Below are 13,404 nucleotides of genomic sequence, written 5' to 3'. Positions count from 1 at the left end.
ATATGCTTATTTAGCTATAAATGTAATACCATCCAATACCTTGGATCTGCCATCCGGACCTTCACAAACAATGTCCTTAAAGATAATCGTTGCATTAGGCTTCAATGAATTCAATGCAGCTTTTACCTCTCCGCTAAATCCAGCGCCATTATTCTGTTTAGTTACAGCATCAGATTTAGGATTGATAAAAGTAACTGCAAATCTGATCACCCTGAATTTCACATCAAAGACAAAATCTTCAAGCTGAGTGTCAATGGCTCCAGCACTTTCAATAAATTCAAGTGAAACATTTCCGCCTGACTTGCCTTTCACATAAGCTCTCGGAGTAGGCAAACCCTTAACCCTGAACTGCTGCGAACCTAAATTTAAGGTTTTTCCGGCATTTGTAGCAGAAACATTGATACTTAATGTTTTACCTACCTGTGAACCATCTACCTTTACAGTATATTTTCCATTTCCACCACGGATAGAGCCTCCATCCATAGTCGCCCTTACACTTTCCAAAGGAAAACCTGCGGCAGAAACTGAGAATGGATTGTCCAGACCTGCATAAATTACGTTCATTTTATCAGGAGAAACAGTTGCCGAAGGCTTTGCTACCTGGTAAGTCTGTTCAGGTGTATAATATTCCTTTACCTGACCGTCCGTTTGTTTCACACGGATTAAACCTTTCCACCTGAAAACCCCTACACTTCCTGTTCCGCCCGTATAAGTACCTTTACCGCTTTTTACAGACAATGGACTACCATTTACTGTAATTGAAGGGTTAGATCTTGAATCACTTGCTGTCAAGAATACCTCAGCTGTATATGGCTGCCCTTGTATCACGTATGAACTCGGGGCCACAGCCACTGCATTGAACTGGTCAAGATTTACCAGCGCTTTGTCCATGTTGCCAAATAATTTCTTTACAATCTCTGCTTCCGCATTTTTTACATCAGACTGGATCTTACTCAAAGTAGTATTTGCAGCTGTAAGCGGCATTCCCTCTCCGAAATTGATGTCTTCCCATTTCTTATTGCCATTGATGCTTTTCGCAGCATCTTTAGCCTCCAAAGTGAAAGTTACACCTGCTCGGTCTTTCTCATCCAGCAACGCAATCAGGTTTTCACGGGTCTCATTGATTTTATTCTTCAATTTTACCCCTTCTTTCTGATTGATCATAATTCCCTGAGCAATATCCATATTGGCTCTTTCTACAAGGTCGCCAGTTTCTTCATCTATTCCATTTCCGGCGGTATGAAACTGGTCTTTCAATTTCTGAACATAGTTATTCAGCTCATCAGCATAAGCTTTTGCCTTATTTGCTTTTTCCCAGATCGGTTGCGCCCTAGCTGGTTCGTCTTTTAATTTTGTGTTTTGAAACGATGAGAATAACTGCTCAATGCTGGTATTTACGTTAGTTTTAGAACTGACTAAACTATCATTAAAGTTTTTAAAAGCATTCAGTATAGTATCTGATACGTTCAATGCGAGCATAGCTAACAATACCAAATACATGATATTGATCATCTTCTGTCTCGTTGTCTCTCTTCCTCCGGCCATTTTAAATAGGTCTGTTTTGGTTAATTAATAAAACTAATTGATTACTAATTACACACGTGGCTGATTCATCGCAGACAACATGTTACCATAAATAGCATTTAAAGAAGCTAAGTTTTTAGCCAGTTTACCTACCTCGTCCTTAAACTGTTTCGAATCTTCCATAGATTCATTGAAGTTGTTCATCGTTAATGATAAGTTCTGGTAGAATTTGTTCATCGACTTAAGGTGAGCACTTGAATCCTGTAATTCCAACTCATAAACCGCATTTAAAGCAGAAAGGTTTTTTGCGAGTGCATTTACCTGATCATGGTAAGCAGAAGCGCCTACATTACTATTACCCATCTCTACCAACTGCGCAGTAGCCTTTTCAAAAGCACCACTCAGGTTGTCAAAACTTGCAGAAGCAGTTTTTACCTTTCCGGTGAATTCAGTCGTCGCAGTAGAGGCATCAGCAACATTGGAAATTGCAGCAACTTTATCTCCGAAAGTACGTAAGCCCGTACCCAAACTTTCAATCAGTTCCGGACCTATTTTAGCATCAACCAACATTTTATCTAATGCTGCTGTTGAAGAAAATCCAGTAGCAGCAGGAGCAGCTATTGGTCTTGTAGTAGCTTTAGGCAATTCACCATCAAAATCCGGTCTCAATTCCGGATATACACGTTCCCAAGGAAGCTCCTGTTCTGGTTGTCTGAATCCGGTTAAAAAGAACAAAATAGCTTCTACACCCAAGCCTATACCAATCGCTAGGTTACCAAAAGCACCACCAATATGCAGGATTTTAAATAACGCCCCTAAAATAACGATACTGGCACCCCAGGAAATTGCCACGTGTAACCAATCAAATTTTTTCTTTGCTGCCATCTTCTTTTAAATAAGGATTCTGATTATGAATTTAGTTTTTGTTTTTAGTATTAGTTTCTGTAGCTGATATCAGTTCCCGGATATGCAGATACACATCTAAAGCCGATATAAGATCTGCCCTGATCCTGATATTCGTAAGTGCCTACTGAGTTTTGAAGGAAAAAGCCTATGTCTTTCCATGAACCACCTCTTACTACTTTACGTTTCAAATATTTACTGTCGCCGGTTTTAGCAACATAAGTATAGTTCGGGTTAAAATCCAAAAGCATTGGTGCCGAAGACTGGTTGTAAGCGGTGATCGTCCACTCCGCTACGTTACCTGCCATATTGTACAAGCCATAATCGTTAGGAAAGTAAGACTTTACATTTACTGTATACAATCCGCCGTCATCAGAGTAATTACCTCGTCCAACCTTAAAGTTTGCCTGCATACATCCTTTGGTATTACGCACATAAGGGCCTCCCCAGGGATATTTAGTTTTGACATTACCCCCTCTTGCTGCATACTCAAATTGTGCATCACTTGGCAACTGATATTCAGGTCTTGCATTTAACGGCTGTTTTCTTGCAACGGCTACAGATTCATAAAAACGGGTACGCCATACGCAGAAAGCAGAAGCCTGCTCCCAGTTTACACCAACCACCGGATAATCATCATATGAAGGGTGGTTAAAATAAGTTTTTACCATAGGATCATTCTGAGAATAAGAATAATCTATCTTCCAAACCATGGTATCGGGATAAACAGAAATAGACGGATGATGATTAGGATTCATCGGATCAGGCATATCAGTATAAGTAACAATAAAATCCTGTCTTTTCTTAGCCGGGTCTTTTCTTCCCTCAGCAGCAAGATCAGTACTTACATAACTGTATGCATATTTTAATTTTCTTACGTCGATTTCATTTCTTCCAGGAATGGCATCAGCACCGCTGTAATACATATCCGTCAGCTTATTGCCCAATCCATTACTCTTCGTACTCCAAAGCGCCGATCCGTTACCAACCTTTTTCCAGTCGATATTTCTGGCTCCCCCAAGTGAAGCTTGTCCCTGGGCACCCGTAGGCTGTGCTTTGTAAAAATTAGGTGCACCGGATGGACCTAGCATCGTAATGGCAACTGAATCCCTCACCCAGTTTACAAATTGCCTGTATTCAGCATTTGTAATTTCGGTCTGGTCCATAAAGAAAGCACTAAAAGAAGTCATTCTGCTTGGAGAGCTTTGAGAGTTATTGATGTCCTCGTCAGAAATACCAATAAGCGTTCGTCCGGGAGGTATATAAACCATGCCTAAAGGAACCCTGTTATTTCTGAATTTCTTATTATATACACCAACCAGTTCTCCCTGGCCGCCCTTTCCACAACTGGAAAGCATGATGGTAACAATAAAAAATCCAAATAGATATATGTTCTTCATATTATAGTCAAGCAATTTTATAACAATTTTATCAATTATCATTGATATAAACAATTATTAGTCACAAAAATATGACCCTGAATAAAAAATGAACAAGATATCGTTGTAGGTCAGTCTACTTATTTGACTTTTTGATATAATTTTCAATAGCCATAATCATAGACGGCGCCTCTGGTGAAGGAGCAGCAATATCTACAATTAGTCCGGCGTCTTTAACAGCTTTATGCGTATTTACACCAAATGCGGCGATACGTGTATTGTTCTGTTTAAAGTCAGGAAAATTTGTAAACAGCGACTGGATGCTTGAAGGACTGAAAAATGCAATCACATCGTAAAAAACCTCTGCCAGGTCTGAAAGATCTGAAACAACGGTTTTAAACAACACCGCCGGAGTAAAATCATACCCGTTTTTCTGCAAAAAGTTCATCGTATCTTCAGTAGCGACATCAGAACATGGATACAAGAACTTTTCAGTTGCATGCTTTTTCAGCACTTCTGCCAAATCAGCAGCAGTTTGTTTCCCAAAAAATATCTTACGTTTCCTGTACTGGATGTACTTTTGAAGATACAGGGCAGTTGATTCAGAAATACAGAAATATTTCAAATCCGCAGGGACTTCATACCTCATTTCTTCACAAATTCTGAAAAAATGATCTACCGCATTTCTACTGGTAAAGACTACAGCCGTAAAGTCGGCTAAGTTGACTTTATCCTTTCTGAAATCTCTGGCCGGAACTCCCTCAACATGAATAAATGATCTGAAATCAATTTTCAAATTGTATTTTTTTGCCAAATCAAAATAAGGAGATTTTTCTGTTTCTGGCTTTGGTAATGTTACTAATATACTTTTTACCTTACGCAACCTATCTTCTGTCTTTTCTTGCATTTTACAAATTACAGCGTTATAACCCTATTGCCTTGATCAATATTAATATGGGGCAAATTTCGAGGGCACAAAAGTACAAAAACAAATAGACTTTTGAAAATCGATGATGAGATAAAATATTTACCCCTGCCCTGATGAATTGAAATACAAATATCATAATCAAAAGGACAAATGAGATCGCAATGTAGTAAGGACCATATTTCAGGGGTGATAAAGCAAATGCAATCACCAGGGGAATGAAGACCAAAGACAGGTTAAAATAACTTAAATATAATATTGTAACATATTCATTAACCGGTTTTTGAATATTAAAAAGGTACCCCAGAAGACGTAAAATGATTATTTTAAAAATGTAGAGCATGACAATAAGTATCGATATACTTAAATAAAACTGGAAACCACTCCCCGAAAATGCAATACCGTAAAACTGCGAAACCAGATAAAAGAACATCCCAACTGTAAAACCAAACTGAACAAATAACAGCAGAAAAGGCCAGGATGTAAACAGGTTATCTTCCTTGTTCAGATTGTTTAACACCCTGTTGCTAAAAAATGATTGTACGATAGTCTGAAGTTGTTTCGTAAACGATATCTTAAGAACAGCAAACAGGATGAGCAATAAAGCTACGACTCCCATCACCCACAATTGCCCTTTAGGTACAGGCTTTCCTGCCTGGTATTTACTCAACTTCCTCGGGCCAAAATCTTTATACCTCATCATCAGGTTAGACCTACCCACGGTATTGGCTTTAAGAATACTATCGATAATCATTCCCCTGTCGATCGCGGAATCCGGGAATAACCAGGTATGCCTCATAATGGAATCGGTCACAAATTTTTGCCGGGCCAGAAAAGCTGAGTCACGTACAACCCTGCGCTTGTAGGGATTTACCGATGCGGTGGTATCCTTAGGAGGCACTGTAACTTGTGCGATAGCCTGATCAAAGACAAGCAGACAAAGTACATATACAAGAAAAGCTATGCGTCCTAAATTCATCACTGCAAACTTAGATAAATCTGTCCAAGCATTTATACGCAAGCGCAGATTATTTATATCAGACAACCATTCTCATCATTTTTTCACTTTTTCCATAGGATGTTCTTTCAGCAATTGTTCTGTTGTATAAATCGTCTTTTTATTTTGTGTGGCTTTCCTTACCGCTTTCACTTTCTCCGGAGAAATAGCAGGCCCGTTATTCCCGAATGAGTTGCGGATATAAGTCAATACGGCCGCTACCTCATTGTCTTTCAGTAACCCGCCAAATGGAGTCATTGGAACTTGTCCGGGGTACTTTTTACCATTTACCTCTATCGGACCCATTAGGCCTTTCAATACAAGTTTGATCAGCCTTTCGTCACTTCCGTTTACCCATTTGTTGGGCGTCAGCGGAGGGAAACCCGACGCAGTGAGCCCTTTACCATTTGGCTGATGACAGGTTTGACAGTATCCTTCTTTGTTGTAAATAATTCTCCCCTGGTTAAACAACGCAAGTGTTGCACCTTTGAGTTGCGTTGTTTCCTTGCTGTTTTTTTCTTCTTCCACGTTTTTCCCATTCAAATGCGCCACAGCGGTCTTATGGGCATTTACCATCCAGCTATCCAACGGCAATTTACTGGCCTCAGCCAAAACTGGGATTCCCTTTTCCTTACCGATCCATGAAGCCGCTACGATAGCCATGAGCCTCACGCGGCTATTTTTATCCCTGGCGGCTTCCATCAGTAAACTCGCCTGGTCTGGCAACTGGTGTCCGGCATAACGTACTACCTGCACTGCCGCAGCTCTTGCACGATAATCTTTTGCTTTCAATACCTGTTTTAAAAGCCGCTGATCTACTTTGTTCATTCCCCAGCTCACCCAAATGCCTTCTAGTAAATGATTTTCATACCTTGCGTCGCTGGTATCCAGCTTTGCCACCCAGGTTGTGAGTTTCGATAATACCTGAGCTACATCACGTCCCCTCAGTTCCCTTTTGGTCCTGTAGCGGGTACGGTATTCAGGCAGTTTGAGGTTGTCCAGAAGTTCTTCTATGCTAGCTCCCGCTATTTTTGCCGGTTTTACCAAAGGCCTGGATGGATAAGTAATGCGGTAGATCCTTCCATGTGAATGGTCACGTAAGGGGTCCCGCGCATTGTGCTGCATATGCCCGATGAGAATGTTATGCCAATCGATCACGAATAAGGAACCGTCGGGCGCAAACTCCAGATCTACCGGGCGAAAATTAGGGTCATCGCTCACCAGCAGGTCCTGACGGAACCGGCTTTTATAACCTGTGCCGTCATCTTCGAGTGTATGTTCTTTCGTTCCCAGGAAACCAATGGTATTGTTGATCAGGAAATCTCCCTGGATCTCATCAGGAAAATGGCGGCTGGATACAATTTCGATGCCTGATGTTGGTCTTACCAGATGCTTCTGCTCGATCAGTTGTTTTGATTTGTGTGTCGCCTGACCATATCTCGGCAATACTGTTCCGGGAAGCATCCAGCGAAAATCAGGGCTTGATGTTTCGGCATAGAAGGGTTGCCCCCAATCGTCGAATGTAATACCCCAGGGATTTGGAATGGCCATTTGCGCTGTACGTTCCAGTTTCCTGCGTCGGGTATCGTATCTGTAAAAACCACCATTGGTCGCATAAACAGGACCGTAGGAAGTTTCTACATTGGTACGAAGAAACACCCCTTCGCCCGAATAGATGGCTCCGGAGGGATCTGTGGTAAAGGCATGACTGCTATGATGTGAGTCGTGGTCATCAAAGCCGCTCAATAAAATTTCTTTCTTGTCGGCTTTATCATCACCATCGGTATCTGTCAGCAGGATCAGGTTATTCCCCTGCGCTACATACACACCTTCCGCCGCAATTTCAAACCCGAGTGGTAAATGGAGCCCATCTGCGAAAACGGTTTGCTTATCTGCTTTGCCATCCATGTCGGTATCTTCAAGAATAATGATCTTGTCGTTGGGCTTTGCATCTCCCACTTTATATTGAGGATAAGTAGGCATGACTGCGACCCATAGCCGTCCCTTGTTGTCAAACGATAACTGTACGGGCTTGGCCAGAAAGCTAAATTCAGCTTCCGAAGCAAATAATTCCACCTTATAGCCCGGCGGCACTTTCAGGCTGTTTATGGCTTCCTGCCCCATGAGGTATTTAAGGTTACCGTTCTTACTGCTGGGCGTATAATTGGTTTTAACCTCAGGCAAAATGGTTGTATGTTTGTCAGCAGCTTCCAGATCCATTTTCTTCCCCTTAGCAGCCAGCCAAATGGCGGTATCCCTGATTGCGGTCATCTCGCGGATTTTTTTTATCTCAGCAGGAAAATTATCTGGCCCATATGGTTGATACCTGCGGCCATATACGTGTACCCCGTTGGGAATTTTGAAATCGTTCAGCCACATCCAGTTCTTTTCCATTACGGCATCATGTACCAGTTTTCTGTTGCTTTCTGCCCCGGAAGAATTTTCCCCAAAAATCTGGTCTGCCAGTAATGCCCCGAGTTTTTTATATCCTTCTTCATTCAGCTGAGAGCCATCTATGGTCAATGGCCCTACCGCGTCTTCATACCATTTTAACGAAGGGTTGAATACGTCTACGAAAAGCACTTTATTCTGTGCGGCAATTTCTTTCATTGCACTGGTGTACAGCTGGAGGTTTTCATTTTCCTTTCGGCCGTCTGGCAGATCGTAGCTGCTTTTACCGCTCAGGTCCTCAAAAGCGATAGGTGAAACAATCACGAGCTTTGGCGCCGAAGTACCGTTATATTTCTGCTTCAGGGTCCATTTAATAAAAGCATCCAATTCTGCTTTATAATTTTCAAGCCCCGCTTTTCCCGCAAAAGACTCATTAAAGCCAAAAAAAGAAATGATCACATCCGTTTTGAGCCTGCTAAGCCACTGATCCGGCGTCTCAAAAAAACCTTCGCCGGGGTCATCCATTTCTAATGTGCCGCCCGCGTCTTTCCTTTTTACAAGGTTTGCTCTTTCTACCTGGAACTTTTCTGCACCAGGGAAGGCCCATGGAGAATTCCTGCTCGCATGAGGCCGGAAGCCAGGCGTTTCTCCCCCGTCACACATATTACGGATGAATAACTTATGCTCTGGAAAACGAAGCTGCAGTTCTGTTTCAAAATTATCATAATGGATCATCCTCGATCCAAGATTGTTGCCAATGAGCGCAATACGGGTTCCCTTAGCAATAGCCAATGGGGCATCTTTATATTTAAAGGCGTTTATCATTACGGCCACAGGCACAATTACGAAGAGGCATAGCAAGCTAATCTTTATCAATCTCATGATTCCTGGCAGATTTATTTAGCAACACGATAAGGCACCTGGATATCCATTTTACCTTTCCATTTCTTTGGTACTTTAAGACCCAGTTCATCGTGAACGGCATTGATCACGAGCCGCTGAAAAGACTCTATCCTGAAATCCTCGGGATGACCAAGCGTGGTCATAAAAATCTTTCCGCCAAAAGAATTGGTGCCAGTCCAGGCAACAGGGTTCTCCACCGCAGCTGTTTGCGGGTTCACCGCTTTGCCTGTGAGCAATAAAGTAGAGCCTTTCAACGGATAATCCGGCACAACATGGTACAACCATGAGCGAACGTGAAAATCCTTCGCTACGCCTGTGAGGATAGGATTGTCTGCTGCTTTGGGAACAACGCTTACATCTGTGCTGCTGTTGTGTCCGTAGTGGGTATGTTTGGCTTTCCCGCCCCAGCCCGGAGGCGCATTCAATGCAAACTCCCCGAAGGCATTCCACTTTTCGCTAGGGTGTCCTTTGGGAAAATTGAATGCATGCGTAGTGGTGCGGAAACCCATAACAGGTTTCCCTGACTTCAGGTAGGCTTCAATATGGGCAAGCTGCTCAGAAGGGAGTCTTCGCCAGCGCAAATAGAAAACAGCTAAATCAGCTTCTTTTAGGGCTTCAAGTCCGGGGATGTTCTCTTCGCTGTTGTGGTCAGGAGATGCTTTAAGAACAATCGTCCTCATGCCATAGTTCTTTTCCAACTCTGCCGCAATAATGGGAAGGGTTTCTTCACCACTGTATTCGTGGTCTCCGCATACGAAAACAACCAGTGGCTTTTTAGTCTTTTGAGAAGATGGTGTACAGAACAATACTGTACTGATGGTTAACAATAAACCTGCAAAAAAAGTATTCATCTTAATAAGAGTTTAATGGTTATCATACGAAAGAATTACGGTTATATACGCTGTTTAATTCGGGCTGCCGACCGGCAAGTATTGCCACTACGTTATTTACTGTAAGCAGACACATCTGCCGGTATGTGGAAGCAGTAAGACTGGCGGAATGCGGCGTTACAATTGCATTAGGGTGCTCTACAACGGCCATGCTCTGCACAGGGGGTTCATCTGGCAGCACATCTGCGGCAAAACCTGCAATGCTTCCCGCATTCAGAGCATCCAGGAGTGCGGCATGATCAATCAGTGCGCCTCTTGCCGTATTGATCAGAAATGCCTGCGGCTTCATTAATTCCAGTTGCGCAGCTCCGATGATGTATTTCGTTTCATCGCTTAAAGGGAGGTGGAGGCTGACTATATCTGATTGTCGTAACACTTCTTCCATAGGCAGGTCCTGTGCTGATCTGCTCCAGTATAGGACTTTCATGCCAAAAGCCTCTCCAAGTCTGGCCACCCGTTTTCCTATATTTCCCATTCCCAGTATGCCTAGAGTTTTGCCGTCCAGTTCATCGCCGGTATATTGATTGCGCGAGTTCCAGTCGTTCTGTTTAACACGGCTCACCGATCTGTATAGGTCGCGCATTAGCATCAGCATCAAGGCCAGAGTGTGCTCTGCAATGGTAGCAGCATTACTGCCCGGGGCATTGACTACCCTGATCTTTCTTGCGGTTGCTTCGGCCACATCTACATTATCCAGACCTACACCACATCTGGCTGCCACCTGCAAATGCGGGCAGGCTTCCATCAGAGCCTTATCTATATGCTTTTTCCCCCTGGTCATGATCGCATGTATTTCCACATTGTTCAGGGCATCTTTTAATTCGGCTTCATCGTATCCTGTGAAAACATTGACATTTTCCTGCAATACGACCAATGCTTCCTCTGCGATGGTTTCCAGCAACAATACGTTTTTCCTCATGGCTTGTTATGATATAAAGTAGCATCATCAGACTTGAGGCCTCTGAAATCATTCCTGTTTGAAACATACAAGCCCTCTTCATAGAATTCATCTTTAAAAATGCGGTCATCCACTTTCTCTCCGGGTATAGAAGAAATCTCTACCAAATTACCGGAAGGGTCACGTACAAACATCTGCATGGCACCATCGGGCAGCTTTCTCACTTTCCCCCAGGGATGTACATCAATGGCATTCAGTTCCTTCATGCGAAAGAAGATGCTGCTAAAATCGTCTACCTGCACACAGATATGCCCGCGAAATGAAGTACGGTCTTCCCATTCTGAAATATGCAATTGCTGTTCGTCGTTAAATTTGAAGAACATCACGGGATAATCGAACCGAAAAGCGGGAAGCGGTTCAAGACCTAGTTCCTGTTTGTAAAACTCGCCTGCTTTTTCCAGGTTATCTACGATGAGCGTAACATGGTTAATTTTAAGTGCTTTTGCCATACGTAATTATTTATACCAATTGCTTAAACTCTTTCACAAAATCCCAGTTGGGGGTGACTCCTAATCCCGGAGCTGAGGGTGCAGTGATCTCGCCATTTACAACAGAAATCTGTTCGTTCACCAGCTCATACATCATCGGGTTTCCGCCCAGAGAAAACTCAATAATCGTTGCAGAAGCTGAGGCAAATGCTACTGTCAGCCCTGCCATAAAAGAAAAGGCAGAACCCCAGCAGTGAGGAGCCAGCTCCACCTGGTGCACACTGGCCAAATGGCTTACACGCATCGCCTCTGAAATTCCACCAATGATGGCGGCATCCGGCTGGATAACATCTATCGCCCTAAGTTGTAAGAGGTCATGGATGTCAAAGCTGGTAAACTCGCTTTCACCTGCGGCGATGGGTATGTGGGTCGAGGCTCTTACTTCTGCTGTTCCTTTCCTGTTATCAGGACTGATAGGCTCTTCAAACCAATACACATTACAGTCTTCCACACCTCTGCAAAATTGCTTTGCCTCGGGCACGCTGAAAGTTCCATGTGCATCGACCATCAATTTGATGTCCGGACCCAGTGCGGTTCTCGCAGCCTTTACCCTGTTTATACTTTTCTGAACGGTATCATCCATCACTCCCACACGCATCTTCACGCCCTTAAATCCTTTGCTCACGTAGCCTTTCAGTTGTTCGCCGATATTGTGTTCATTTGCCCAGCCTCCACTTGCGTAGGCGGGCATTTTCTCTCTGCAGGCCCCGCCAAGCAGATCCAGTATGGGAACGTTCAGCATTTTTCCCTTTAGGTCCCATAACGCGGTGTCGATGCCACTTATAGCAGATATGGTAAGACCCCGACGGCCAAGGATAGGAAATTTTCTTCCCCTGGACAAGGCGTAGTGATCTCTTGTACCGTTGTACATTTCTTCCCACAGGCGGGTGATGTCTTTTACAGACTTACCCAGCAATATCGGTTTCAGTTCATTTTCAATACAATTTACAATCGAAGCGCATATTCCGGAAGAGCCTACTGCGGCTTTGGCTTCTCCAAATCCCTGCAATCCTGAATCGGTGGTGATGACTACAAGGGCCATGTCAAAATTGGTGAGCAGACCATAGTCCGAAGCATGTTGTTTTGCTTCCGGGATTGGGCAACGTAACCAAAATGCTTCTACATTAGTTATTTTCATTAAATAAGCTTTGATAAGGTTTGATATGATGCTTTGGTAAGCAGGGTATAAAATTCGTCCGTAACAGAAGAACTGCCATGATCTATGAGGAACTTCTCCTGCTCAGGGCTGAGGTTTTCCGGCATTTCATCGATAGATCCTGGGTAAGGATTGGCAGGTGTGCGGTCTAATGGTGCACAGAACTCAACAGATAGTACACCATTATAATTTACTTCCCGCAGTGTATCTACGATCTTTTGCCAGTCGAGGTCCCCCATTCCTGGCGCCATTCTGTTATTATCGGCCACATGGAAACCTACCAGCCTGTCTTTTGCCATTCTTATGGCGTCAAACATGTTCCTTTCTTCGATATTCATATGAAAGGTATCCAGACATACGCCACAATTTGGACCAACTTCGGCAGCCAGTGCCAGCGCCTGTTCTGCGCGGTTGATGAAATAGGTTTCAAACCTGTTGATAGGTTCTATGCCCAGCAGTACGCCTGCGGCTTCACTATATGCATATATTTCTTTCATGGAATCAACAGCCCAGCCCCATTCTTCTTCCGGTCTCCCGTCCGGCACTATCTTTCCTACTGTGCCCGGAACTACTGAAACCATATGACCATCCAGCTCTTTCACCATTTTCACTACATCCTTTACATACTGCACAGAGGCTGCACGTTGCTCCTCGTTGCCGGCCAGCAGGTTACGTTCCCCCAGCATCAGCGTCACTGAGCCCCAGCAGGAGAGGTTATGCTCCTTCATTAGTTTTCTAAGGTCTTTTGTGTTGTACTGATCCGGAGTTCCGGCGATCTCAAGCCGGGTATATCCGATAGCAGAAACCCTTCGTATAGTTGTTTCTATAGTCTCAGCACGCATCCAATTGTGTATCGCAAGTTCCATAACGAGTTGTATATAATAACAAAC

The 13,404-nt window shown here is 43.5% G+C and carries 11 protein-coding genes; all 11 read right to left on the bottom strand.

Translation table 11 applies throughout. The features are described 5' to 3' along the window. Positions 1-6 precede the first annotated feature (6 nt). Positions 7-1,545, bottom strand: a complete 1,539-nt coding sequence (gene gldM, locus R2Q78_RS14875; RefSeq protein WP_316793260.1) for a gliding motility protein GldM — start codon at positions 1,543-1,545, stop codon at positions 7-9. Positions 1,546-1,593: 48 nt separating this feature from the next. Then, a complete protein-coding gene (gene gldL, locus R2Q78_RS14870) occupies positions 1,594-2,409 on the bottom strand; it encodes a gliding motility protein GldL (protein ID WP_316793258.1) in 816 nt (271 codons plus the stop codon). A 50-nt stretch (positions 2,410-2,459) separates the two neighbouring features. Beyond that, on the bottom strand, positions 2,460-3,827 hold the full coding sequence (locus R2Q78_RS14865) for an SUMF1/EgtB/PvdO family nonheme iron enzyme (protein WP_316793256.1): 1,368 nt from the start codon (positions 3,825-3,827) through the stop codon (positions 2,460-2,462). A 115-nt stretch (positions 3,828-3,942) separates the two neighbouring features. Beyond that, positions 3,943-4,713 (bottom strand): uroporphyrinogen-III synthase, encoded by a 771-nt coding sequence (locus R2Q78_RS14860; protein ID WP_316793254.1) that lies wholly within the window; start codon positions 4,711-4,713, stop codon positions 3,943-3,945. A 16-nt stretch (positions 4,714-4,729) separates the two neighbouring features. Continuing rightward, on the bottom strand, positions 4,730-5,710 hold the full coding sequence (locus R2Q78_RS14855; protein WP_316793252.1) for a DUF4271 domain-containing protein: 981 nt from the start codon (positions 5,708-5,710) through the stop codon (positions 4,730-4,732). Between the two features lie 75 nt (positions 5,711-5,785). Next, on the bottom strand, positions 5,786-9,001 hold the full coding sequence (locus R2Q78_RS14850; RefSeq protein ID WP_316793250.1) for a PVC-type heme-binding CxxCH protein: 3,216 nt from the start codon (positions 8,999-9,001) through the stop codon (positions 5,786-5,788). A 14-nt stretch (positions 9,002-9,015) separates the two neighbouring features. Next, positions 9,016-9,873: a ThuA domain-containing protein gene (locus R2Q78_RS14845; protein WP_316793249.1), complete on the bottom strand. Its 858-nt coding sequence runs from the start codon at positions 9,871-9,873 to the stop codon at positions 9,016-9,018. Between the two features lie 22 nt (positions 9,874-9,895). Further along, positions 9,896-10,831: a hydroxyacid dehydrogenase gene (locus R2Q78_RS14840; protein ID WP_316793247.1), complete on the bottom strand. Its 936-nt coding sequence runs from the start codon at positions 10,829-10,831 to the stop codon at positions 9,896-9,898. Continuing rightward, positions 10,828-11,319 (bottom strand): VOC family protein, encoded by a 492-nt coding sequence (locus tag R2Q78_RS14835; protein WP_316793245.1) that lies wholly within the window; start codon positions 11,317-11,319, stop codon positions 10,828-10,830. Before R2Q78_RS14835 ends, R2Q78_RS14840 begins: the two co-directional genes overlap by 4 nt. A gap of 10 nt (positions 11,320-11,329) precedes the next feature. Then, entirely contained in the window at positions 11,330-12,496 is a 1,167-nt protein-coding gene (locus R2Q78_RS14830) for a mandelate racemase/muconate lactonizing enzyme family protein (RefSeq protein WP_316793244.1), read from the bottom strand. Beyond that, the gene (locus R2Q78_RS14825) at positions 12,496-13,380 is read right to left on the bottom strand and encodes a sugar phosphate isomerase/epimerase (RefSeq protein ID WP_316793241.1); all 885 of its coding nucleotides are present in this window, start codon (positions 13,378-13,380) and stop codon (positions 12,496-12,498) included. Before R2Q78_RS14825 ends, R2Q78_RS14830 begins: the two co-directional genes overlap by 1 nt. Between the last annotated feature and the right edge of the window lie 24 nt (positions 13,381-13,404).

Origin of the sequence: Pedobacter frigoris, assembly GCF_032678645.1 — a bacterium.
GTDB classification, from domain to species: Bacteria; Bacteroidota; Bacteroidia; order Sphingobacteriales; family Sphingobacteriaceae; genus Pedobacter; species Pedobacter frigoris_A.
The sequence above is the reverse complement of the archived record's forward strand: the minus strand, read 5'-3'. Positions and strand labels throughout refer to the sequence as shown.

Excerpts from the sequence above, each read along its gene's own strand:
- R2Q78_RS14860 (WP_316793254.1), bottom strand. The coding sequence starts at position 4,713 with ATGCAAGAAAAGACAGAAGATAGGTTGCGTAAGGTAAAAAGTATATTA.
- R2Q78_RS14830 (WP_316793244.1), bottom strand. The coding sequence starts at position 12,496 with ATGAAAATAACTAATGTAGAAGCATTTTGGTTACGTTGCCCAATCCCG.
- gldM (WP_316793260.1), bottom strand. The coding sequence starts at position 1,545 with ATGGCCGGAGGAAGAGAGACAACGAGACAGAAGATGATCAATATCATG.
- R2Q78_RS14845 (WP_316793249.1), bottom strand. The coding sequence starts at position 9,873 with ATGAATACTTTTTTTGCAGGTTTATTGTTAACCATCAGTACAGTATTG.
- R2Q78_RS14825 (WP_316793241.1), bottom strand. The coding sequence starts at position 13,380 with ATGGAACTTGCGATACACAATTGGATGCGTGCTGAGACTATAGAAACA.
- R2Q78_RS14855 (WP_316793252.1), bottom strand. The coding sequence starts at position 5,710 with ATGAATTTAGGACGCATAGCTTTTCTTGTATATGTACTTTGTCTGCTT.
- R2Q78_RS14850 (WP_316793250.1), bottom strand. The coding sequence starts at position 9,001 with ATGAGATTGATAAAGATTAGCTTGCTATGCCTCTTCGTAATTGTGCCT.
- R2Q78_RS14865 (WP_316793256.1), bottom strand. The coding sequence starts at position 3,827 with ATGAAGAACATATATCTATTTGGATTTTTTATTGTTACCATCATGCTT.
- gldL (WP_316793258.1), bottom strand. The coding sequence starts at position 2,409 with ATGGCAGCAAAGAAAAAATTTGATTGGTTACACGTGGCAATTTCCTGG.
- R2Q78_RS14840 (WP_316793247.1), bottom strand. The coding sequence starts at position 10,831 with ATGAGGAAAAACGTATTGTTGCTGGAAACCATCGCAGAGGAAGCATTG.
- R2Q78_RS14835 (WP_316793245.1), bottom strand. The coding sequence starts at position 11,319 with ATGGCAAAAGCACTTAAAATTAACCATGTTACGCTCATCGTAGATAAC.